Origin of the sequence: Aquimarina sp. TRL1, assembly GCF_013365535.1 — a bacterium.
Taxonomy (GTDB): domain Bacteria; phylum Bacteroidota; class Bacteroidia; order Flavobacteriales; family Flavobacteriaceae; genus Aquimarina; species Aquimarina hainanensis.
Genome location: NZ_CP053590.1, coordinates 478955 through 502055 on the forward strand (window position 1 = coordinate 478955; position 23101 = coordinate 502055).

The following is a 23101-nucleotide window of genomic DNA, read 5'->3' on the forward strand; positions in this document are numbered from 1 at the left end:
AGATTTTATAAAAACATATCGCAATATGGTTAGTCAATGTACTCGATTTGCAATTACCGAAGGGTTCAGCAGAGAAATACTTATTAATTACGAAAAGGAAATTCAAGCCACTCCAAAAGGTTTTAGTAAATACCTCATAAACAAAGAGAAAGGAAACAAAGAATATGATAAATTCATAAGTGACAATGCTTTATATTCAATTCACCCAAAAGCAAATGGATATGTATGGAATTCATTCAGTTTTATTACAAATCTTATCATTGATATTTCAGTTAATACCATAGATACTCCCATATCCCCAATACTAAACGAATTATTAGTTGAAGCAATTGAAATACGATATCTGATAAGAAGTCAAAAAAAACTGGAACAGTATCTAACTAAAATTTCTGGAGTCAGTTTAAGAACCATTCATATTGTCATTAAGGATATGGAAGTTGATGAAAAATACCTAAGTCGGCTATTCTCGCACCCACTGATTAAAAACATTGCATTACCAATAAGTTTTAAAAAATCTTTAACCTTAGACGTAATACATAAAGATATGAGCCAAGGCATCAGTTTTTATGATCCAGAAGAAAAAAGTCTGATTAATCTACATATCACTCCTAGCTACGAATTAGTATCAGAATCTAAAGAATACCATACTTATTTTAATCGCAAATTATACATCAGCAGTTCATGTCAGGTAAAAAATGCTCCAGAGAGTACCGAAGAATTTGCTGATATTCGATTGATTGACTGTAAAGAATTAAAAACTATAGTACAAAGCATTGCTTTTCAAAAATACTGGAGGGTTACCAAAGATAACTGTGATGTATGCAGTGACTGTGAGTTTAGGAATATTTGTGTAGATCGCAGAATTCCCAAACAAAGAGAAGAACGATGGTATCATGAGAAAGAATGCAACTACAATCCATATATCAATAAATGGAAAGGAGAAACTGGATATGTATCTTTGCAGACAACAGGAATTATCAGTTCTGCCAAAACATTTCGTATTGATTCAGATAATGTAGCATATTTAAATCGAATACTCTGGGAAGAAATATAACGGTTATCATACTATTATGGAAGCCCTCCTTACCTACCTCAACAAAAATAAAGAATACAGTTAAATCCCCCTAACCGACACTTTATACATTATTATTTTGAACATCGTCTTTTATTAGAAGTTTTTGAAATCTAAGTTCCCTAATTTTTCTATTTTTACAAAAAAAGGGGTGCTTTGGATTTAATAAACCTTAGATTTTTAGATGTTTTAGACATTGTACTAGTTGCATTTCTGCTCTACTACGTATACAAACTCGTAAAGGGAACTGCTGCGATCAATATTTTTATAGGGATTGTTATTATTTATCTGGTATGGAAATTAACGCAGTTCCTCGATATGGAAATGTTAAGTAGTGTACTAGGAGAGTTCATTGGTGTAGGAATGTTTGCTCTGATTGTTGTATTTCAGCAAGAGATCCGGAAATTCCTTTTGATGATCGGTTCTACAAATTTCGGTAGAAGGCGAAAGTTTTTAAAACAACTAAAGTTTGTACGGGACAGCTCTGAGGAAATCGATACCGATGTTGCTTCAATTATTAAAGCCTGTAATAATATGGGAGTTTCCTATACCGGGGCGTTAATTATCCTCAAAAGAAACACTTCTCTTGATTTTGTAAAAAGCTCTGGTGATGCAATGGATATACAGGTAAACACTCCAATTATAGAAAGTATATTTTATAAAAACAGCACTCTACACGATGGTGCTATGATCATTGAAGATAATAAAATAGTTGCCACACGAGTTATTTTGCCTGTTACAAATGAACGAGACATCCCTCTTCGTTTTGGTCTCAGACATCGGGCTGCCATTGGGGTGTCTGAAAAAACAGATGCACTGGCATTGGTAGTCAGTGAGGAAACCGGACGAATTTCTTATATTAAAAATGGAAATTTTGTAGCATTTAAAGACATGTCAGAATTATCAAAAAAAATAAAACAGGATCTTTCATAAATCTCTATTATATAAGTTTCCTCAAACTCATTTCCGAACGAATTTGGTCAATAGTAGCCTGTTTTATTTTCTTTTAATCTTCAATAAACTGGGGTTTATTCTTTGATCCGTTTGAAAAATTCAGAGATATAGGTTTTTCCGATAGATATCGCATGATCTTTAATTAAGATTCTATTTCCTTCCACTTTTTCTATTTTGTTAAAATTCACAATATAAGATCGATGTACCCGGACAAAACCATCAGGCTTTAACTTTTCTTCCCAGTTATTCATACTATCCTGAATCAATATCTTTATTCCATCTCCCACAATAGATACATAATCTACTTCGGCCTTTATATAATCGATATCTGTTTTTCGTATTTTATGAAATGTTTTATCTGCATACACAAAAATCTCCGGGTTTTCCTGAGATCGTTCTTCTGGCGCAATTGCTTTTTGTATTCTGTGCACTGCTTTTAGAAAACGACTATACGAAAAAGGTTTTAGCAAATAATCTTCTACCGCTTCTTCAAAAGCATCTATGGCATAATCCCGATATGCTGTCGTAATAATCACTCTGGGTTTTTCATCCAGACTTTTTAGAAAGTCAAGTCCATTGATTTCTGGCAACTGCATATCTAAAAATAAAAAATCAGCTTCCTTCATTACTGACAACGGAAGATCTGTTGCTGATTCGTACACCCCGATACATTCTACATACGAAGTCCTCTCTATAAAATTAGTAAGCAACTGCTGTGCTGGCAATTCATCTTCTATTATAATACATTTCATATGTTCACACTGTTATAGCAATACGTATCTCAAATACGTCAAAAAAACTGCTTTTTATACAATCTTAATCTTATTACTTATTCATTAAATCTACAGTTAGCGTTACCTTAAAAATATTATTCTCTGTTGCTATTATCAATTCATGAGCTTCAGGATATAATAAGGTTAATCGTTTCTTTGTATTAGTCAGCCCAATACCACTGCTTTTCCAGATCGTCTCCTGATTATCAGAATATTTTGAATCATATTGATTTTCTACATAGAGATGCAATTTCTTTTCTTTAAGTTTAATATCTATGATCAACGGAATTTTTTTACCTTTTGCTACACTTGAATATTTAAATGCATTCTCTATAAACGGAATGAGAAGTAATGGAGGGATCTTTTGTGAAAGATCATCCGTAGTACTCTTAAAATTAATTTCTATTTTATCTGCTAGTCTTGCTTTTTGCAAAGAGATATAGTCTTCTATAAAAGTAATCTCTTTACTTAATTCCACTCTGTTCTTACCTCCTTCATGCAACATATAATGTAGATTGTCTGACAACTTTAAGATTTTATCCGGCAACCCTTCATCTTTTAGTAAGGCGTTAGAATACAACATATTCAATGTATTGAAAAGAAAGTGAGGATTCACCTGTGCTTTTAAGCCATTAAGTTCCGCATTGATCCGATTTCTTTCGCTTTTCTCTAAAGCTCTTTGATTCATAATATTTTTCTTAAATCCCCAAAATGCTAAAAAGAATATATTTACAAACAGGTATTCTGCCAGTCTGCTAAAAAAGCAAATCCTTATATGACAATACATACATGAGATAACACTCCAATAACAACTAACATACACCATTAACAACATTAAAATCACCCACACAAGAATAACAAAAGTCCTATTAGAAACTTTTTTAAATATAAAATAAGCCAGGTACACACTCGAACTAATAAATAAAAGCTCAATTCCTTCTTTTTCTACATCAAAATGATAGTGATCCTCCCAACCTTTCTCCATCACTGGATAGAAAAAATAAATCACCCAGAATGCTATATGAAATATAATCTCTAATTCCCTGATATTTTTGTACTTCATAAAATCCATGTCATAAATTTACATCTTTAATCCATTACCCCACTTTCATACTGCTTTTGTTTTTTATTTCTCTTTTTTATATCACCACTTCTGAAATTATAGGTACAAGAAAATGACACTATTCTGGATAAGGGTTTATAATTAGAATTTTCATAAAACCCCGAGCCAAAACTTCTGTTCCTATAACGACGTTGATTAAATACATCATCTAAGGTGACATTCAGATTCATTCGCCCATCTAACATCTTATACCTCACCCCTGCACTTACATAATTCACCTGTCTGGACGTCGAATAGAACCCTTTACTCTCTCCTTGATAATTCCACGTAGCATTTGCCCTAAGTTTTTTTGACAACTTTATCTGATTTCTAAATGTAATATTATAATTCTCTCTATAATCATTAAAGAATTCTTCTGCTACCGTTGCATCATTGCGGCTCTCTTCTCTATTATAATTAAAGCTCAAATCATTATCCAGCCATTTGGTTGGATTAAGTCTCATGCTTAGACTCCCTCCATACCCTTCAGTTTTTCCAATATTATCCACAGTTGTAACAGTCACTCCCTCTTCGTTTAGAAAACGAATGGTCTGTATGAAGTTTTTCTTTAGTCTAAAATACACTGATGGATAGACTTCTATAATCCCTTTTTTAAACTGATATGACAATTCCATATTATCAGAAAATTCAGGTTCCAAATCAGGGTTCCCTACAAAAACTGCATACTGATTCCCCTGGGTTGTAAGTGGGTTTAATTGTCTTAGACCCGGTCTGGATGTTCTCTTGTTATACCCAAAAGCAATCGTGTGGTAATCATTATATGTATAACTCAGATGAAGAGAAGGAAATACATTAAAAAAATTGTTTTTTATTCGGGTGTTTTGCAATACAAAATCTCCAGTATTCTTATAATCTTCTGCCCGCAAACCTCCCTGAATATCAACATTATACAATTTCGTTGTTAAAATTACATAAGCTGCATGTGTTTCCTGATCGTTTATTAATTGATTTACATTTTCTAATACTCCTAATTCATTCTCTTCATCACTTTTACTATCCAGTCGCTGAAACTCCCACAAGTATCCTGCCTCCAACTTTAATTCATCGTTAATCGGTACATTATAATCTCCGGAAACATTCGATATGAACACATTATTTATTATCTGATTATCTGCAATTATTCCTTCTGGAACAATCGTATTCCTCAAGTCATTTTTATTATCAGAAAGTTTTGCATCAATTTCGAAAAAATGTTCTTGATTATTAAAGAAATGTCTATAATTGAATCCGTAATTCAATGTTTTATGAATATGAGGATTCAGAGTTCGTTGAGACGTAACTTCTTCTCCTCTTTCTTCTATAAAATTAGTATTGATATCATGAGAATTATCTGTAAAATCTACCCCTAAAGAAAACTCATTATTTTTATTCGGAAACCAATCAAGTCCTGTATTAAACCGGAAAACATCTCCATTAAAATCAAAATGATTTTTTTGTTCAAAAGGATTTTCTCCTATTCTCTCCTGCAGTCCATCACCTTCAAAAAGCAATTTTCTGTATGAACCTCCTACTTTATAATTCACTTTTTCCTTTCCATACCCTAATGACACTCCCGCATTATAACCGCCTAGTGTATTTCCTCCGATATCAGCATTGAAATTTACTCCTTTTTGAACTTTCTTATTCGTAATGATATTGATAATTCCTGTTAGCCCATTTGCTCTATATTTAGCCGATGGAGAAGTAATCACCTCTACTTTATTTATTTCATTAGCAGGTATCTGCCGTAACAATTCATTAACACTCAACGGAGAAGGTTTCCCATTAACTAGCACATTTACATTCTGACTCCCTCTTAATGAAATATTACCATTCTGATCTGTACTGATATCCGATAATTGTTCCAAAACCTGAGAGGCACTACCTCCTGCTGCCAATATATCTTTCCCTACATTGATAACTTTTTTATCTATCAGTTGCGTCACTGTTGTTTTTTCTCCTACTACCACCACTTCATCTAAGGACGATACTTCTGCTAACAGGGTAATATCTTTCTTTAATGCTCCTTTTACCTCTACATTCAAAGAAAATTTTTGATAGCCCATAAACTCTATTTCGAGCATATATCTTCCCGCTTCAATTTCTAAAAAATAATTTCCATCGTCATCAGTAATTCCTCCTTTTAAGAACGCTCCTGTTTCTTTTTTTAACACAACAGTAGCATAAGGAATTGGAGCCTGTGTTTCACTATCCTTAACAACACCAGAAATACTTTGAGAACAAACAAATTGACTCCACAAAATCGACATAATCAACAATAATAACCGTATCATAACTTATAATCCTTTACGTTTTTGACACGAAAATATGCCATACATACAGCTATGATTAATTATATCTGTGAAAGTAACAATATTGTCTGTGAACGCTTTTTTACACTTATTACACTAAAGTTCTGATGTCGCAAATTGAACTTCGTATAGGTTTCGGTAGTACCCCTTCTCCAAACGCAGTAACTCTGAATGATTTCCTTGTTCTACGATTTCACCCTGATCCATAACGATGATTGTATCAGCATTTTTTATTGTAGCTAGTCGATGTGCAATTACAATAGAAGTTCTTCCTTTAGTTATTTTATCTGTTGCTTCTTGTATTAACTGCTCACTATAGGAGTCCACAGAAGAGGTCGCTTCATCTAATATGAGAATAGATGGATTCGCTACATAAGCTCTCAAAAAAGAAATTAATTGTCGTTGTCCGGAAGAAAGCATTGCTCCTCTTTCTTTGACATTATAATCATATCCTCCGGGAAGGCTTTCTATAAACGCATGAATACCTATTTCTTTAGCTGCCTTATAGACTTGTTCTTTTGTTATATCTGGATTATCTAGTGTTATATTATTCATCACCGTATCTGCAAACAGAAACACATCCTGAAGTACAACACCTATGTATTTTCTTATTTTCTTTAGTTCCAGTGTTTTTATATCAACCTGATCGATAGAAATAACCCCGCTATCTATTTCATAGAATCTATTCAACAAATTGATAATGGTTGATTTACCGGCACCTGTTGCTCCTACAATCGCTACAGTTTCACCTGCCTTAACATCAAATGAAATTCCTTTTAGTACTTCTTCATTCGCTACATAGCTAAACCGAACATTAGAAAATTCAATATTGCCTTTTACCGTTTTCAATACTCCTGTTCCTGAATCCTCTATCACTGCATTTGTATCTAATACCCCGAACACTCTTTCCGCTGCCACCATTCCCATCTGTAAGGTATTAAACTTATCAGCTATTTGCCTTAATGGTCTGAAAAGCATTTGAGAGAGTTCTATAAATGCCACGACTACTCCAAGCGTCAGTTCTTCTCCATAGGCTGCTTTTAACCCTCCGAACCATACAATTAATCCTATAGTAATTGAACTTGCCATTTCTGCAATAGGAAAAAAGATAGAGTTATACCAAACGGTTTTAATCCATGCTTTTTTATGTTTATCATTAATCTCTTTAAATCTTCTATACTCCGTCTTTTCTCTCACAAAAAGTTGTACGATCTTCATTCCTGAAATTCGCTCCTGCACAAAAGAATTGAGATTAGAAACCTGTGTTCTTACTTCTTCGAAAGCAGCCTTCATCTTTTTCTGAAAAACCCGAGTAGCATACAAGACCAATGGCAATACTACAAAAACCAATAAAGTAAGCTTCCAACTTTTGGAAAGCATAAAACCAATAATCACCAACATCTTCAGAAGGTCACTAATAATTACAAAAAGTCCTTCACTAAAGATACTGGCAATTGTTTCTATATCACTAACTGCTCTTGTAACCAGCCTACCTACTGAAGAGGTATCATAATATTGTTTCTTAAAACGCAACATATGATCGAACAGCCGTACCCGGATATCTCTCACTACCACTTGCCCTAACCAATTAGCAAAATAGATAAACAACAACTGAAATAACACCTCTAGCAGTAAAACTCCCAAGATGATCGTTATATAATAAACAAGTAACTCCCTATCCTTAGGGATGATCGCCATATCAATTGCCTTTTGCAGAAAATTAGGTCTCAAAACCGCAAATACAGAAAGTAATATCGCTGCTACCCCTACAAAATAAAATGTAATTTTATATGGGTCTGTGTAACCAATCAGCCTTCTAAACAATTTAATATCAAACGCTTTACCCGTTTTTTTCGCCATTCAAATAAATATTTTGAGGATACTTAACTTCAGTAAGAAACAGTCCCTGAGCCGGTACAGAATAACCCGCATTACTTCTGTTTTCACTTTCAATTATAACTTCCAAATCACATAGTTCCAGTTTCCCTTCACCTATTTCAATCAGTGTTCCCACAATTGCTCTAACCATATTCCTCAGAAACCGATTCGCACTAATCATAAAAACCATACGATCTCCTTTCGTCTTCCATTCTGCATTTGTTATAGTACAATTATACGTTTTTACATCTGTTTTAGACTTACTAAAACATTTAAAGTTGGTATAGTTTAACAACATTTTGGCAGCCCTGTTCATCTTATCTAAATCCAGTTCCTTTTTCACATAATAACTTGTACCTGTTCCAAAAGGGTCTTTCCTTACATTTACAAAATACTCATAAGACCTGCTCAGAGCATCAAATCTCGCATGCGCATCATCAGTAACTCTATCCACACTATGTATCGCAATATCAACAGGCAACAACGAATTCAACTTATAGGTAAGTAACTCTTCATCTATTGAAGTTATTACATCAAAGTGTGCCATTATTTTTCGGGCATGAACTCCTGCATCCGTTCTACCTGCTCCTACAATCTCTATATGAGTCCTGAGTAAAGTAGAAAGTGCTGTCTCTAAAACTTCCTGTACCGATATGGCATTGGGCTGACGTTGCCATCCATGATAATTTGTCCCTTTATAAGATAACTCTATAAAATATCTCAAAGCATTATAGTATTTTTGCGATAAAACAAGCACAAATATACTTTTTCTAATTGAGTCAAAGATTTTTTTCAATCAGCTTCTCAAACAGAAATAACATATATTCATATCAAACCGCTGTGAAAAAAATATTACTCTTAAGTGACACACATAGTTATATAGACGATCGAATTCTCCATTATGCAAAAGAGGCTGATGAAGTATGGCATGCCGGAGACATTGGCGACCTCAAGGTTACTGACGCAATAGAAGCTATTACTCCCCTCAGAGCTGTATATGGAAATATAGATGACGATACAATCAGACGAACATTTCCTTTAGATCAGCATTTCAACTGTGAAGGCGTATCTGTATGGATTACTCATATTGGAGGATATCCTCCTAAATACAACAAGATGACACGGGACAAAATTCGCCAAAACCCTCCTCACTTATTTATATGTGGTCATTCCCACATATTAAAAGTAATTCCTGACAATAAAATAGGAACCTTACACATGAATCCAGGAGCAGCCGGTAAACACGGATTTCATAAAATGAGAACAATGCTACGCTTCACATTAGATAAAGGCAAAATTGAAAACCTAGAAGTTATTGAACTTGGAAAAAAATAATATAAAAAAAACTCGAAGTTGGCATACTTCGAGTTTTTTAACGCACTAATACTACTAAGATTTTAGGTTCATCGTAATCGATCTACAGATTTTACAAGATGCTCATCCTTTTTGATAGCTTTATTCGCTATCACTAATAAAACGATAGAAATGATAGGAATAAGCATCCCAATACCTTTCTCAGAAACTACAGTTTCTCCAGATACATTTAGAGACCAATAAACGAATAGTCCTAGTAAAATAAAGTTTAATAAGATATTGATACGCCCCAAAACAAATTGAAGCTTTCTATTTTTAAACATAAAGATAGCAATTACCGCTATCAACGCTATTACACTATAAATTCCGAGAAGGAAAGGGCTTTGAATCACATGTAACTCTTGTCCTTCTACTCCAAATCCATATGATAAAAAATTACTCACCCCTGCTGACAAAATCGCAACAAACAGTAAATAAACACTTTGAACTCTTTGAATCATTAATATAATGTAATTACGTAAAATGCAAAAATAAGAGTTTCTTTTTATAAATATGTTTAAATTATTAAAAATAAAGTCGTATAATTGCACCACAAATCGTAACACCTTAGAACAAGGTCATTTATCTTCTAAATAAAATTTTCCCGTAAATTCTTCTTTAGAAAGTTTAAAATTCATTACCAAAAAAAAAGCGTAACTATTTTTATAAGTTTATAATGTTAGAAATTTCTGAATTAAAAGCAAAAAAGCTTCCTGATTTGCAGGAAATTGCAAAAAACCTCAATGTCCCCAAATTTCGCACATTGAAAAAACTAGACTTAGTTTATCAAATACTTGACCATCAAGCAGCAAACCCAGAAAAAATAAAATCTGCTACCCTTCCTAAAAAAGAAGAATCCTCTTCTAAAGCAGAAGCTAAGCCTACTGAAAAACCTGCTAGACCAAGAAGAACACGAACAAAAAAGACCGAGGACACAGCTGTCAATAAAACCAACAAACCTGTTTCTCAAAAAAACACAGAAACAGCCCCTGTTCAAAACAAAGAAGAAAAAGCTCCTGTTAAAAAGGACAATAAAAAACCTACTTCTTCCAAGGAAACCAAAAGAACTCCAACAAATAAAGAGGAGAAAAAAAATACACCCTCTCACAATAAAGAGGAGAAAAAAGACAACAATCGCCCAAAAAATAATAACAATAATGGCGATAAGCAGCAAAATAAGAACAGGAACAACAACCACAACAACAAGAAAGAAAACGGAAATCACGACAACAGGAACAGATACAAAGAACCTGATTTCGAATTTGATGCAATCATAACCAGTGAAGGTGTTTTAGACATCATGCAAGATGGATATGGTTTTTTAAGATCAAGTGATTACAATTACCTTTCTTCTCCTGATGACATCTACGTATCACAATCTCAGATTCGACTTTTCGGTCTAAAAACAGGAGACACTGTATTAGGACAAGTACGCCCTCCCAAAGAAGGTGAAAAATACTTTCCTTTAATTAAAGTAAACAAAATAAACGGACTAGATCCTCAGGTAGTAAGAGACCGTGTTTCTTTCGAGCATCTAACTCCACTTTTTCCTCAGGAAAAATTTAATATTGCAGAAAAACAAAGCACAATTTCCACCAGAATCATGGATCTTTTTGCCCCTATTGGAAAAGGTCAAAGAGGAATGATTGTATCTCAACCAAAAACTGGTAAAACAATGCTTCTTAAAGACGTAGCCAATGCAATTGCTGCAAATCACCCAGAAGTATACCAAATGATTCTTCTGATAGATGAAAGACCAGAAGAAGTTACAGATATGCAGCGAAATGTAAAAGGAGAAGTGATCGCCTCTACATTTGACAAAGAAGCTATTGAACACGTAAAAGTAGCAAACATTGTATTAGAAAAAGCAAAACGATTAGTAGAGTGTGGTCATGATGTGGTTATTCTATTAGACTCTATCACACGATTAGCCAGAGCATACAACACCGTACAACCACCAAGTGGTAAAATATTAAGTGGTGGGGTTGACGCCAATGCTCTACACAAACCAAAAAGGTTCTTTGGTGCCGCTCGTAATATAGAAGGAGGAGGATCTCTTTCGATTATTGCCACAGCACTAACAGAAACAGGATCTAAAATGGACGAAGTTATCTTTGAAGAATTCAAAGGTACCGGTAACATGGAACTTCAATTAGATAGACGCATTGCTAACAGAAGAATATTCCCGGCTATTGATCTTATCTCTAGTAGCACAAGAAGAGATGATATTCTACTTGACGACACCACTATTCAAAGAATGTGGATCATGAGAAAGTACTTAGCAGACATGAACCCTGTAGAAGCTATGGAGTTCATTAACGATCGTTTCAAACAAACCAGAAATAATGACGAATTCCTCATATCAATGAATGGTTAAAAAGTCTAAATAACAATATTTTAAAGCGATCATCTTTTCGGTGATCGCTTTTTTTTATTTCTTTAAAAGAAAGTTTTCAGCAACAAACAAGACTAAGATTAACAAACTCTAAAAAAACATATCATGAAATTTCAGTTATACCTTATATATGTATATACTATATTAATAGTAAGCTGCAAAGGAAACAGCCAAGACAAAACTCCTCCAGCTCCCCAAAAAGAAATTCAACCAAAAGAAGTTATCAGTAAAGACGGCTTTAAAAGAGCCTATTTCGCAAGTGGTTGTTTCTGGTGTGTAGAAGCAATCTATGAAAATACTAAAGGCGTTAAAGAAGCCATTTCAGGCTACTCTGGAGGACACACAAAAAACCCTACTTACGAATCAAGCAACACAGGACGTACGGGGCACGCCGAAGCTGTCGAAGTCATATACAACCCTAAAATCATTTCTTTTGAAAAATTAATTGATATTTATTTTGCCACACAAAACCCAACACAAGTAAACGGACAAGGTCCCGATCACGGCTCTCAATACAGATCAATTATTTTTTACCAAAACAAAGAACAAAAAGATATTATACACCAAAAGAAAACAGCATTATCAAAAAAAATAAATCGTAAAATAGCTGCAGAAATCCTTCCTTTTCAAAAATTTTGGATCGCTGAAGACTATCACCAAGATTACGAAAAAAAGCATCCTTACAATAGATATATACTGAATGTTTCTGTCCCAAGATTAAAGAAATTACAAAATAAATTTCCTGATTTAGTAAAGAAAAGACATTAAAAAAAAAGCTGAAATTTTACGTTTTGCAAAAAGTTCAAAAACATGAAACAGAACCGACAACCTTGCAATATTTTCTGTTAAAAATCCGATGTAATACAACAAAACATCGTCAAAAAACACAAAAATAGACTTACAAAAAATAAGTTTTAACTAAAATAAAGTGCAACTTCTTTGGCTTTTTAATATTTATTTGATACATTTGTTAGTGTGTTAATAGATTTCTTTTCAGAACTTTGACTTAAAAAGTTAAAGTTTTACTTGAATTCTTTATCGCAAACACCTTATAATCAACAAGTTATATTTTGACGGTTATAAGTGTTAAAAATTAAAATTTAGAACTAAAATTAAGAATAGATAGAAAATAAATACTCAGAAAAGCCCAATCTACTAAGTATTTTATTGAATTTTTGAAACCCGTAAATACAGAAGTTATGAAATCATTTTTTACATTTATCTTACTCGCGGTGATAACTTTTCCTACCGTAACTAATGCACAGATGTCTGAACGATATCTAATGTCTGCAGCAAAATTACAAGTTCATAGTGGACCTGGTCGTAACTATAACATAATTGCAGAAGTTCCTCAAGGAACACAAGTATATGTAATCAGCTCTGAATATGGAGACTGGAGTACTGTACAACACAAAAATATTAACGGATTTGTCTTAACGAAATTACTTACAGAAGACAGCCGTATTGCAGAAGCAGAAAGAGCTGCCAAGGAAGCTGAAGCTAAAAAGAGAGCTGCTCAAGCTGCTGTAGCAAAAGCAATTGCAGATGCAGAAGCTGCAAAAAAGGCTGCTGAAGAAGCTGCTAGAAGAGCTATTGCAGATGCTGAGCGCTTAAAAAGAGCTGCAGAAGCAAATGCTGCCTTAGCTATCGCTGATGCTGAAGCTGCAAAAAGAAATAAAATGACTGCTGCCGAAAGAGCCAGAGCAGAAGCTGAAGAAACAAGAAGAGCTGTTGAAAAAGCAAATCAAAGAGCACTTAATAGCGATGTAGCTTCTACTCCTATTGAGTCTACTACTCCTTCTTACGGATCTAACAGAAACAGAGCTACATCTGCCCCTATAGCAGTAAGCAAAGAAAATAAGTTTGTAGGATGGAAGAAGAAAACATATAAATCTGGAGCAACTCCTAAATCATTTGAGAAATTCAAGCCTTCTTTTAACTACAAATTAGATAACTATCTAAAAATAAATGTAGGTAAAAACACAGATGTAGTTATCAAGTTATACAAAATGGGTAAAACTGAAAAAGATGACAAATGTATCCGTGTTACATATATCAAAAACAGCTCTACTCAGTACATAAGAAACATCCCTGAAGGAGAGTACTATGTAAAAATTGCTTATGGTAAAGAGTGGATGGAAACTGTTAAAGGAGGAAAGCCATATGGACAATTTACTCAAAATGCTCTTTATGAAAAAGGTGAAGACATCTTAAACTTTAACCCTATTAAAACTGACAAAGGGATCAATGTTCCTTCTTACACACTATCTTTAGATCTATTATCTAATGGAACTCTAGGATATGGAGATGGTAAAGGAGATGACAACATTACTCCTGATAGTTTTAACGACTTTTAAGAGTCTCCTCTCAATAAAAAACATAGATTTCATAACATAATAAAAAGAGCACTGCTTTGCAGTGCTCTTTTTATTTAACACAATTTTCTTCCCCCTTCCTCTATTCACGAACAACCTTTCCTATAAAACATTCTCTTCTTTCACCTAATAATACCAAACCCAAACAATGTTTAGCTTTTCTACAAAACAATAAAGTTTTCAGAAAGTTCCTCTTATCAAAGAGAGATATTTTTTATTCAAAATACTCTTATACGCACAAAATCAGTACTACTCTATACACTCTAAACAAATATTTCGTATTAAAAAACCTCTGATATGATATTCATATCAGAGGTTTTAATATCGTTAACTATCCTGTAAAGAACTATCTACTTTATAGACTACAATTTATTTCTTTTTACCATTTGCCTCATGTCTCTCCCTAGCCAATAATGTATTTTTTAACAGCATCGCAATAGTCATTGGTCCTACTCCTCCTGGTACAGGTGTAATATGAGATACTTTCTTACTCACATTTTCATAATCAACATCTCCCACAATTCTATATCCTTTTTCTGTAGATTCATCAGGCACTCTTGTAATTCCAACATCAATCACTACTGCATCATCTTTCACCATTTCCGCTTTTAAGAAATTAGGCACTCCTAAGGCCGAAATAACAATATCTGCCTGAGATATAATCTGAGTAATGTTTTTGGTATGACTATGCGTTAAAGTCACTGTGGAGTTTCCAGGCCACCCTCTTCTCCCCATCAAAATACTCATAGGACGCCCTACAATATGACTTCTCCCTATCACTACAGTATGTTTTCCTTTTGTATCAACTTCATAACGCTCCAAAAGCTCTAATATCCCAAAAGGAGTTGCTGGAATAAAACTAGACATATCCAATGCCATTTTACCAAAATTCGTTGGGTGAAAACCATCCACATCTTTATCAGGATCTATAGCTAAAAGTACTTTTTGAGTATTAATCTGTGGCGGTAATGGCAATTGAACAATAAATCCATCAATATTATCATCTTCATTCAATTCGGCAATCTTAGACAGCAATTCTATTTCACTAGTTGTACTAGGCATTTTCACCAAAGTAGATTCAAACCCCACGCGCTCACATGCCCGTACTTTACTCCCGACATATGTAAGACTTGCCCCGTCATTACCAACTATAACAGCTGCTAAATGAGGCACTTTTTCTCCTCTTTTTTTTATTTTCTTTACTTCAGCTGCAATTTCGTCTTTGATGTCATTACTGACTTTTTTTCCATCCAGGATTTCCATAAACCTACTTTATTCTAAAAAAATTATGTGTTGAATCTTATTATTTCATTTTATTCATCATCTGCATCATACGTTTGCCTCCGCCTCCTTGCATCATTTTCATCATCTTACTCATCTGGTCAAATTGTTTCAACAATTGATTTACCTGCTGAATTGATGTTCCAGAACCTTTTCCTATTCTTTTCTTTCTACTTGCATTTATTATTTGAGGTTTTGCTCGCTCTCCCGGTGTCATAGAATGAATAATTGCTTCAATATGCTTAAAAGCATCATCATCAATATCCACATTCTTCATCATTTTTCCTGCTCCAGGGATCATTCCAATCAGATCCTTCATATTCCCCATCTTTTTTACCTGTTGGATTTGTTTAAGAAAGTCATCAAACCCGAATTGATTTTTAGCAATCTTTTTCTGAAGTTTTCTAGCTTCCTCTTCATCAAATTGCTCCTGTGCTCTTTCTACAAGAGACACAACATCTCCCATTCCTAGAATACGATCTGCCATACGAGAAGGATAGAACACATCAATAGCTTCCATCTTTTCTCCTGTACCTATAAATTTAATAGGCTTGTTAACGACCGATTTAATAGAAATAGCCGCTCCTCCCCGGGTATCCCCATCTAGTTTTGTAAGGATTACTCCATCAAAATTAAGAACATCGTTGAAAGCTTTTGCTGTATTCACTGCATCTTGTCCTGTCATAGAATCCACTACAAACAAAGTCTCATGTGGTGTGATTGCTTTATGGATATTAGCGATCTCTGTCATCATTTCTTCATCAATCGCTAATCGCCCTGCTGTATCAATAATCACTACATTAAATCCATTCTCTTCAGCGTGAGCTACCCCTGCTTTTGCAATAGCAACAGCATCCGTATTCCCTCTATCACTAAATACCTCTACATCTATCTGTTCTCCTACTACATGTAACTGATCAATTGCCGCTGGTCGGTAAATATCACATGCTACTAATAAAACCTTCTTTGTTTTCTTCGTTTTAAGATAATTAGCAAGTTTTCCTGAAAAAGTCGTTTTTCCTGATCCTTGCAATCCGGACATCAAAATTACAGATGGCTTCCCTGATAAATTAACTCCTGCAGCATCACCTCCCATCAAAGCTGTCAGCTCATCTTTGACTAGTTTCACCATTAATTGCCCGGGCTTCAGGCTTTTTAATACATCTTGCCCCAAGGCTTTTTCTTTTACTTTAGAAGTAAAATCTTTTGCTATTTTATAGTTAACATCCGCATCAACTAATGCTCTACGAACTTCTTTTAATGTTTCTGCTACGTTAATTTCTGTAATCTGACCGTGGCCTTTAAGAATATGTAACGCCTTATCTAACTTATCACTTAAATTATCAAACATATGCTTTCTTAATGTTTTGGATCTCTACTATTAGCAGCAGAGTAGAAAAATGCAAATTTAAGGATTTGAAGTGTATTTATAAAGAGGGTTTCATTATTATCTTGTTTTTTAAACTTCTATAAAAAACCAGGTATTTTATTTCTGTTTTCTAGAATTTATCAAGCTATTTTTCTCAAAAACAAAAAAGCCACCTGTATAAAACACAAGTGACTTTTTTTTATTAGCATTACGATGCTGAGTCTTACATCCTGGAAGGAACATTAATTCCCAGCAAAGCAAAAGAAGACTTAATCGTTTCTCCTACTAAATTTGAGAGTTTTACTCTAAATTTTTTCTCTTCTTCAGTGGTCGCCCCAAAAATGGACACATTCTGAAAAAATGAGTTATAACTTTTTACCAAATCATATGCATAATTCGCCACCAATGCCGGACTCATTTCCTTAGCAGCATTCTGAATTACTTCTGGAAATTGCTCCAATTGCTTGATAACCTCTCTCTCTTTTGGATGAAGAATCACTGCTGTTTCTGATCCTTTCCAATCAAAATCTGCTTTCCTAAGAATTGCTTGTATTCTGGCATATGTATATTGTATAAAAGGTCCTGTATTCCCCTGAAAGTCTACAGACTCTTCGGGATTAAAAAGAATTCGCTTTCTCGGATCTACTTTTAAGATATAATACTTTAATGCGCCAAGACCTATAGTATTGTACACTTCTCTTTTCTCTTCTTCACTATAACCATCTAATTTCCCTAGCTCTTTTGATATTTCTCCGGCAGTGGTTGCCATTTCTTTTATCAAATCATCGGCATCTACCACAGTCCCTTCTCTACTTTTCATCTTCCCACTAGGCAGATCAACCATTCCATAGCTTAGGTGATGTAAGTTTGAAGCCCAATCATACCCTAGCTTTCTAAGAATTAAAAACAACACTTTGAAATGATAATCTTGCTCATTCCCTACCGTGTAAATCATTCCTCCAACATCGGTATTATCTTTTACCCTTTGGATCGCCGTTCCTATATCCTGCGTCATATATACAGCTGTTCCATCGCTTCTTAGCACCAATTTTTCATCCAAGCCTTCATCTGTCAAATCACACCATACAGACCCATCTTCTTTCTTAAAAAATACGCCTTTAGAGAGCCCTTCTTCTATATTATCTTTTCCTAACAAATAGGTATTACTCTCATAATAATAGCTATCAAAATCAACCCCTAACGCCGTGTATGTTGTTTCAAATCCATCATAAACCCATTGATTCATTGTTTTCCACAAAGCAACTACTTCTTCATCTCCTGCCTCCCATTTTCTAAGCATTTCCTGCGCTTCCAGGAAAATAGGAGCCTCTTTTTTAGCCTCTTCTTCTGTTTTTCCTGATTCGACTAATTCAGCTATTTGTTTTTTATACTCCTGATCAAATTTCACATAGTAGTTTCCTACCAATTTATCCCCTTTTAATCCCGAAGTTTCTGGGGTTTCCCCATTAGCAAATTGCTTCCAGGCGATCATCGATTTGCAAATATGGATTCCTCTATCATTAATGATTTGAGTTTTATACACTTTTTTACCACTCGCCTTAATAATCTCAGCAACACTATACCCTAATAAGTTATTTCGTATATGCCCTAAGTGCAATGGCTTATTTGTATTCGGGGAGGAATATTCCACCATAACCGCCTTATCTCCAGGAGTCGGTTCTACATATCCATAATTGGTTTCTTTTTCTATATCAGCAATAAGGCTGAGATAATATGCATCTGACACTACCAGGTTCAAAAATCCTTTTACAACATTAAAAGCACTGATTTCTTCCACCGTGCGAACAAGATACTCTCCTATAGCTTCTCCTATCTGAACAGGATTACCTTTTACAACCCTTAACATTGGAAATACTACTACTGTAATATCTCCTTCAAATTCTTTTCGGGTTGCTTGAAATTCAACAGTCTCTAAAGTAGCTTTATAAAGCTCTAGCACTGCTGCTTGTACGTGTTTTGAAATCGTTTGTTGTAAAGTCATTTTATAAGCCTTTCTGACATTAAAGATTTTATCTTTTGGCAACCGATTTATGGCATCTTTTCTTTCTAAACTCATACAAAAGTTCCCTTTTCATCCGCATAGAATACTACGATTTCCACAAAATCAATCTTGCCTTATAATGAAGCTGCAAAGATAATAGATTTCCGACGTACTTTTAACCTTTGCTCATCATTTCCATACTTCATAACAGAACTCCATAAAAAAAGCGATATGTTGATTTACATATCGCTTTTTGCTTAGTTATATTATTACATTATTCCTGATCTACAAAATCAGAAAGAACTTTATTTTCTAACACCCGAAGAGTATTATCTCTAACTTCGATCATAAGTCCATGAACTGTACAGGCATCTTCATCCGGACAATCATCGCATTTTTCATAAAAATTAAGACTTACACAGGGCAACATCGCTATGGGACCTTCCAACACTCTAATAATGGAAGCCATTGTGATATCTTCTGCTTTTTTTAGCAAATAATATCCTCCACCCTTACCTTTTTTAGAACCTAAAATTCCATTTTTACGCAGTGTCAGCAGGATACTCTCTAAAAATTTTTGAGATATATTTTCATTTTTGGCTATCTCAGAGATCAAGACTGGTTTATCAGACTTCTTTCTGGCTATATAGGTCAATGCCTTTAAGCCATATTTTGTTTTTTTAGAAAGCATACAATCAATTCAATTACTTCTTTGGCAGAAAAACTTCTGCCATCATGCACCTTGCACTTCCCCCTCCTAATGTTTCTATAGTAGTTAGGTCACTATGTAAAATTAAGCAATGCTTTTCTATTTTAAAAATCTGTTCTTTTGTCAGACTATTATATGCAGAAGAGGACATCACCAAATACCTTTTATCCTCTTCTCCAACCACTTGAAGCATATTTCCTGCAAATTGATGTACCTGCGCTTCCGTAATTGCGATAACTTCTTTTCCGTCTTCTTTCAAATGTTTCAAAACATTCTTTCGTTCTTTTTTATCATCGATACTGTCCAAACAGACAATTGCCAATGTTTCTCCTACTCCCATCATCACATTCGTATGATAAATAGGCAGCCTTTCTCCTGCTACAGTCTGATATGCTGTAAAAATAACTGGAGTATATTCAAAATCTTCACAGAATTCAATAAACAATTCTTCATCTGCTCTAGGAGATAATGCACAATACGCCTTTCTGTGTTTTCTGTCTAAAATCAGACTTCCGGTTCCTTCTAAAAAGATATTTTCTTCTTCTGCCAACGTATAATCAATCACATTCTTGATTTCAAAACCAGCATCTTCGACGGCTTCCAACACCTCTTGACGTCTTTCTTTTCGTCTATTCTCAGCAAACATCGGGTATAAGCCAATATCTCCATTCTCATGAAATGAGACCCAGTTATTAGGGAATACAGCATCTGGTGTATCATGAGCGGGATCATCATTCACAACAATCACATGAACTCCAACTTTCTTTAATGCTTCAACAAAAGCATCAAATTCTTGCTGTGCTTTGCTATTAGCAGTTGCTGCCAATATGCCACCGTCTTCCTGATAATAATTATTAACCGCCGTTTGCTCATTCATCCTGAATTGAACAGGGCGGATCATCACAATAGTATTAGTTACTTGCTTTTCCAACATCTTTATCTTAACTCAACATTTTTTCGGTAATGGTTGCTGTTGCAGCTTTCAACACATCAAAGGCTGCTTCTGCCATTCTGTTTCCTTTATTATCCAGCGTAGGATTCACTTCTACTACTTCAAAACAAACTACTTTCTTCGTTTCTATAAATTGCTGAATAATATAAATAGCTTCTTCTATATCAAACCCCTTGGAAACCGGTGTTCCAGTTCCTTTGGATATCAAATCACAATCCATACTATCCACATCAAACGACACATAAACGACATCACAGGCATCTAATCGCTCAATTGCTTCCTTCACGCATTGTTCAAACCCCCGGTATCGCATTTCTGCAACAGAATAGTTTTTAATTTCATTTTTTGCAATTAACCCCTCTTCCGGTTCTTCTGTATCTCTTACGCCAAAATACACAACATGCTCATGTTTTACCTTCTGCCCTTCGATTCCAATATTTTTCATTTTATCCCACAAGCCAACGGTTTCTTCTGACACATCATTAATCTTGAAATCCAGGTTATCATCTGCAAGTGCAGCTGCTAATGGCATTCCATGAATGTTTCCCGAAGGAGAGGTGTAAGGAGAATGAACGTCTGCATGCGCATCTACCCATACAACTCCGATTGTTTTTTCGGGATGAGCTGCTTTTATACCACTAATGGTACCTAAAGCAGATGAATGATCTCCTGATAATACTACAGGGTATGTATTATTTTTTAGACTATTTTCCACACTATTACTCAATCGCGTACATACATTAACAACACTTCCTATTCGCTTTGCGAATGAGTTATTCACCTTATTATAAATTGTTTCATTTTCTGTTTCTACATTTTCGTATGCATACAGATTAAAATAATCATCGTTTTTATTAATTGCGGCAATCTCAATTGCATCAATCCCTAAATCAGACCCTCTTGTACCTGCTCCTATATCTGATCTATTTTTAATTAACTTGATTTCTTTCATTATTTTCTACCAATTATTAATAGTTTTCAAAAATACTCAAGATTTAAAACAATCTTTATACGAATTTCACAAATTTCAAAAACATATAAAAAAAAGAAAAGCCTTACTTCTATATTACATAGGTAAGGCTTTTCTCTATATGATTTTTAAAATCTTATCTTTTTTCCAGATCGACAAACTCTCTATAGTTCTCTCCTACATATATTTGTCTCGGTCTTCCGATTGGCTCTTTGCGTAATCGCATTTCTCTCCATTGTGCTATCCATCCTGGTAATCTACCCAATGCAAACATCACAGTAAACATTTCTGTAGGAATTCCTAATGCTCTGTATATAATTCCTGAGTAGAAATCTACATTAGGGTACAGTTTTCTTTTCACGAAGTATTCATCTTCCAGCGCTACTGAAGCCAAGCCTTTAGCTATATCTAATACCGGATCTTCAATTCCTAAATCTCCTAAAACTTCTTCTGCAGATTTTTTAATAATTTTTGCTCTTGGATCAAAGTTTTTATACACTCTGTGTCCGAATCCCATCAATCGGAATGGATCTTCTTTATCTTTTGCTTTAGCGATATACTTTGCCGTATCTCCACCATCTGCTTTGATTGCCTCCAACATTTCGATTACCGCCTGATTAGCTCCTCCATGCAAAGGCCCCCATAAAGCTGAGATTCCTGCTGATAAAGAAGCAAACAAACCTGCATGCGATGATCCTACAATTCGTACAGTGGAAGTAGAACAGTTTTGTTCATGATCAGCATGTAAAATAAGTAATTTGTCCAGTGCATCATTTACTATGCTATTTGCTTCGTATGCTTTATTAGGTCTAGAGAACATCATTTTGCATAAATTCTCTACATACCCTAATGAATTATCTCCATAATCTAACGGAAGACTTTTTCTCTTCCTCATAGTCCATGCTGCCAAAACAGGGAATTTCCCCATGATCTTAACAATAGCGTTATACATTGCTTCTTCTGAATCTACATCTACAGATCCCGGATTGAAGGCTATCAGCGCACTTGTCAAAGAAGAAAGCACTCCCATTGGGTGCGCACTTTTAGGGAAACCATCCAGTATCTTCTTCATATCTTCATCTACATGAGACTCTTCTTTGATATCTTTATCGAATTTCTCTAGTTGTTCTTTGGTTGGCAACTCTCCAAATATAAGAAGATACGCTACCTCTAAGAAGTCTGCTTTTTCTGCTAATTCTTCTATAGAATACCCTCTATATCTCAAAATACCTTTCTCTCCATCTAAGAAAGTAATCGCGCTTTCACAACTTCCAGTATTTTTATATCCTGGATCAATAGTGGTAACTCCTCCGGTAGCTCCCCGAAGTACTTTTATATCGATTCCTAATTCGTTCTCAGTTCCTTCTATAATAGGGAATTCATACCTATTACCATCTATTTCTAACGTTGCTTTTTTTGACATATGATTATTCAGAATTTTCTATTAAAAAGTGTTGCTAATTTACAAAATATAGTCTTAATTTTTACTTAATACGATCATGATTTTTGCGCAAAAAACTCTTTTTTTTAAGTACAAATCAATTTTATTATTTTTTTATTATTTCCTGGATTCTTCTTCTTACAAAAACAAAAAAAGAGGATGC

Annotated in this window: 19 protein-coding genes; 6 read left to right on the top strand and 13 right to left on the bottom strand. The window is 34.4% G+C overall.

All coding sequences use genetic code 11. The features are described 5' to 3' along the window. The first annotated feature begins 25 nt into the window (after positions 1-25). Both HN014_RS01815 and HN014_RS01820 read left to right on the top strand, forming a co-directional pair. A complete protein-coding gene (locus HN014_RS01815; protein ID WP_176027204.1) occupies positions 26-1054 on the top strand; it encodes a hypothetical protein in 1029 nt (342 codons plus the stop codon). 174 nt (positions 1055-1228) lie between these two features. After that, positions 1229-2005, top strand: a complete 777-nt coding sequence (locus HN014_RS01820; RefSeq protein ID WP_176027205.1) for a diadenylate cyclase — start codon at positions 1229-1231, stop codon at positions 2003-2005. A 95-nt stretch (positions 2006-2100) separates the two neighbouring features. Here HN014_RS01820 and HN014_RS01825 read toward each other — a convergent pair whose 3' ends face one another. The 5 genes from HN014_RS01825 to truA all read right to left on the bottom strand — a co-directional run bounded on the left by HN014_RS01825 (position 2101) and on the right by truA (position 8815). Beyond that, entirely contained in the window at positions 2101-2778 is a 678-nt protein-coding gene (locus HN014_RS01825) for a LytTR family DNA-binding domain-containing protein (RefSeq protein ID WP_176027206.1), read from the bottom strand. A gap of 73 nt (positions 2779-2851) precedes the next feature. Further along, positions 2852-3862, bottom strand: a complete 1011-nt coding sequence (locus HN014_RS01830) for a sensor histidine kinase (RefSeq protein ID WP_176027207.1) — start codon at positions 3860-3862, stop codon at positions 2852-2854. Between the two features lie 26 nt (positions 3863-3888). After that, positions 3889-6195 carry a TonB-dependent receptor gene (locus HN014_RS01835; RefSeq protein WP_176027208.1) on the bottom strand — a complete coding sequence of 769 codons (2307 nt, stop codon included), beginning with the start codon at positions 6193-6195 and terminating at the stop codon, positions 3889-3891. Positions 6196-6309: 114 nt separating this feature from the next. Further along, positions 6310-8073 (bottom strand): ABC transporter ATP-binding protein, encoded by a 1764-nt coding sequence (locus HN014_RS01840; RefSeq protein WP_176027209.1) that lies wholly within the window; start codon positions 8071-8073, stop codon positions 6310-6312. After that, complete coding sequence (truA, locus tag HN014_RS01845; protein WP_176027210.1) at positions 8054-8815, bottom strand: tRNA pseudouridine(38-40) synthase TruA; 762 nt, start codon at positions 8813-8815, stop codon at positions 8054-8056. Before truA ends, HN014_RS01840 begins: the two co-directional genes overlap by 20 nt. A gap of 116 nt (positions 8816-8931) precedes the next feature. On the opposite strand from truA, the gene HN014_RS01850 reads away from it, so the two are divergent. Next, entirely contained in the window at positions 8932-9426 is a 495-nt protein-coding gene (locus HN014_RS01850; protein ID WP_176027211.1) for a metallophosphoesterase, read from the top strand. A 68-nt stretch (positions 9427-9494) separates the two neighbouring features. On the opposite strand, the gene HN014_RS01855 is transcribed toward HN014_RS01850, so the two are convergent. Continuing rightward, positions 9495-9905, bottom strand: coding sequence for a DUF4293 domain-containing protein (locus HN014_RS01855; RefSeq protein ID WP_176027212.1), 411 nt, complete (start codon positions 9903-9905; stop codon positions 9495-9497). 215 nt (positions 9906-10120) lie between these two features. On the opposite strand from HN014_RS01855, the gene rho reads away from it, so the two are divergent. The 3 genes from rho (at position 10121) to HN014_RS01870 (ending at position 14196) form a co-directional block, all read left to right on the top strand. After that, positions 10121-11821: a transcription termination factor Rho gene (gene rho, locus HN014_RS01860; protein WP_176027213.1), complete on the top strand. Its 1701-nt coding sequence runs from the start codon at positions 10121-10123 to the stop codon at positions 11819-11821. A gap of 123 nt (positions 11822-11944) precedes the next feature. Then, positions 11945-12607: a peptide-methionine (S)-S-oxide reductase MsrA gene (gene msrA / locus HN014_RS01865; RefSeq protein ID WP_176027214.1), complete on the top strand. Its 663-nt coding sequence runs from the start codon at positions 11945-11947 to the stop codon at positions 12605-12607. Between the two features lie 431 nt (positions 12608-13038). Beyond that, positions 13039-14196 carry an SH3 domain-containing protein gene (locus HN014_RS01870; RefSeq protein ID WP_176027215.1) on the top strand — a complete coding sequence of 386 codons (1158 nt, stop codon included), beginning with the start codon at positions 13039-13041 and terminating at the stop codon, positions 14194-14196. A gap of 387 nt (positions 14197-14583) precedes the next feature. Here HN014_RS01870 and HN014_RS01875 read toward each other — a convergent pair whose 3' ends face one another. The 7 genes from HN014_RS01875 to HN014_RS01905 all read right to left on the bottom strand — a co-directional run bounded on the left by HN014_RS01875 (position 14584) and on the right by HN014_RS01905 (position 22920). Then, positions 14584-15477 (bottom strand): bifunctional 5,10-methylenetetrahydrofolate dehydrogenase/5,10-methenyltetrahydrofolate cyclohydrolase, encoded by an 894-nt coding sequence (locus HN014_RS01875; protein ID WP_176027216.1) that lies wholly within the window; start codon positions 15475-15477, stop codon positions 14584-14586. A gap of 40 nt (positions 15478-15517) precedes the next feature. Then, positions 15518-16846, bottom strand: a complete 1329-nt coding sequence (gene ffh, locus HN014_RS01880) for a signal recognition particle protein (protein ID WP_176027217.1) — start codon at positions 16844-16846, stop codon at positions 15518-15520. A 241-nt stretch (positions 16847-17087) separates the two neighbouring features. After that, positions 17088-18866 (bottom strand): arginine--tRNA ligase, encoded by a 1779-nt coding sequence (gene argS / locus HN014_RS01885; protein ID WP_176031014.1) that lies wholly within the window; start codon positions 18864-18866, stop codon positions 17088-17090. A 274-nt stretch (positions 18867-19140) separates the two neighbouring features. Beyond that, a complete protein-coding gene (locus HN014_RS01890) occupies positions 19141-19557 on the bottom strand; it encodes an Rrf2 family transcriptional regulator (protein ID WP_176027218.1) in 417 nt (138 codons plus the stop codon). A gap of 13 nt (positions 19558-19570) precedes the next feature. Continuing rightward, positions 19571-20509, bottom strand: coding sequence for a citrulline utilization hydrolase CtlX (gene ctlX / locus HN014_RS01895; RefSeq protein ID WP_176027219.1), 939 nt, complete (start codon positions 20507-20509; stop codon positions 19571-19573). A 7-nt stretch (positions 20510-20516) separates the two neighbouring features. Further along, positions 20517-21479, bottom strand: a complete 963-nt coding sequence (locus HN014_RS01900) for an arginase (RefSeq protein ID WP_254884075.1) — start codon at positions 21477-21479, stop codon at positions 20517-20519. A 154-nt stretch (positions 21480-21633) separates the two neighbouring features. Continuing rightward, complete coding sequence (locus HN014_RS01905; RefSeq protein ID WP_176027220.1) at positions 21634-22920, bottom strand: citrate synthase; 1287 nt, start codon at positions 22918-22920, stop codon at positions 21634-21636. Positions 22921-23101 lie beyond the last annotated feature (181 nt).

What these genes read in the sequence shown, in the direction of transcription:
- HN014_RS01815 (WP_176027204.1), top strand. Translation starts at nt 26, where the DNA reads ATGGTTAGTCAATGTACTCGATTTGCAATTACCGAAGGGTTCAGCAGA.
- HN014_RS01825 (WP_176027206.1), bottom strand. Translation starts at nt 2,778, where the DNA reads ATGAAATGTATTATAATAGAAGATGAATTGCCAGCACAGCAGTTGCTT.
- HN014_RS01830 (WP_176027207.1), bottom strand. Translation starts at nt 3,862, where the DNA reads ATGAAGTACAAAAATATCAGGGAATTAGAGATTATATTTCATATAGCA.
- HN014_RS01835 (WP_176027208.1), bottom strand. Translation starts at nt 6,195, where the DNA reads ATGATACGGTTATTATTGTTGATTATGTCGATTTTGTGGAGTCAATTT.
- HN014_RS01840 (WP_176027209.1), bottom strand. Translation starts at nt 8,073, where the DNA reads ATGGCGAAAAAAACGGGTAAAGCGTTTGATATTAAATTGTTTAGAAGG.
- HN014_RS01855 (WP_176027212.1), bottom strand. Translation starts at nt 9,905, where the DNA reads ATGATTCAAAGAGTTCAAAGTGTTTATTTACTGTTTGTTGCGATTTTG.
- rho (WP_176027213.1), top strand. Translation starts at nt 10,121, where the DNA reads ATGTTAGAAATTTCTGAATTAAAAGCAAAAAAGCTTCCTGATTTGCAG.
- msrA (WP_176027214.1), top strand. Translation starts at nt 11,945, where the DNA reads ATGAAATTTCAGTTATACCTTATATATGTATATACTATATTAATAGTA.
- HN014_RS01870 (WP_176027215.1), top strand. Translation starts at nt 13,039, where the DNA reads ATGAAATCATTTTTTACATTTATCTTACTCGCGGTGATAACTTTTCCT.
- HN014_RS01875 (WP_176027216.1), bottom strand. Translation starts at nt 15,477, where the DNA reads ATGGAAATCCTGGATGGAAAAAAAGTCAGTAATGACATCAAAGACGAA.
- ffh (WP_176027217.1), bottom strand. Translation starts at nt 16,846, where the DNA reads ATGTTTGATAATTTAAGTGATAAGTTAGATAAGGCGTTACATATTCTT.
- argS (WP_176031014.1), bottom strand. Translation starts at nt 18,866, where the DNA reads ATGACTTTACAACAAACGATTTCAAAACACGTACAAGCAGCAGTGCTA.
- HN014_RS01890 (WP_176027218.1), bottom strand. Translation starts at nt 19,557, where the DNA reads ATGCTTTCTAAAAAAACAAAATATGGCTTAAAGGCATTGACCTATATA.
- ctlX (WP_176027219.1), bottom strand. Translation starts at nt 20,509, where the DNA reads ATGTTGGAAAAGCAAGTAACTAATACTATTGTGATGATCCGCCCTGTT.
- HN014_RS01900 (WP_254884075.1), bottom strand. Translation starts at nt 21,479, where the DNA reads ATGAAAGAAATCAAGTTAATTAAAAATAGATCAGATATAGGAGCAGGT.
- HN014_RS01905 (WP_176027220.1), bottom strand. Translation starts at nt 22,920, where the DNA reads ATGTCAAAAAAAGCAACGTTAGAAATAGATGGTAATAGGTATGAATTC.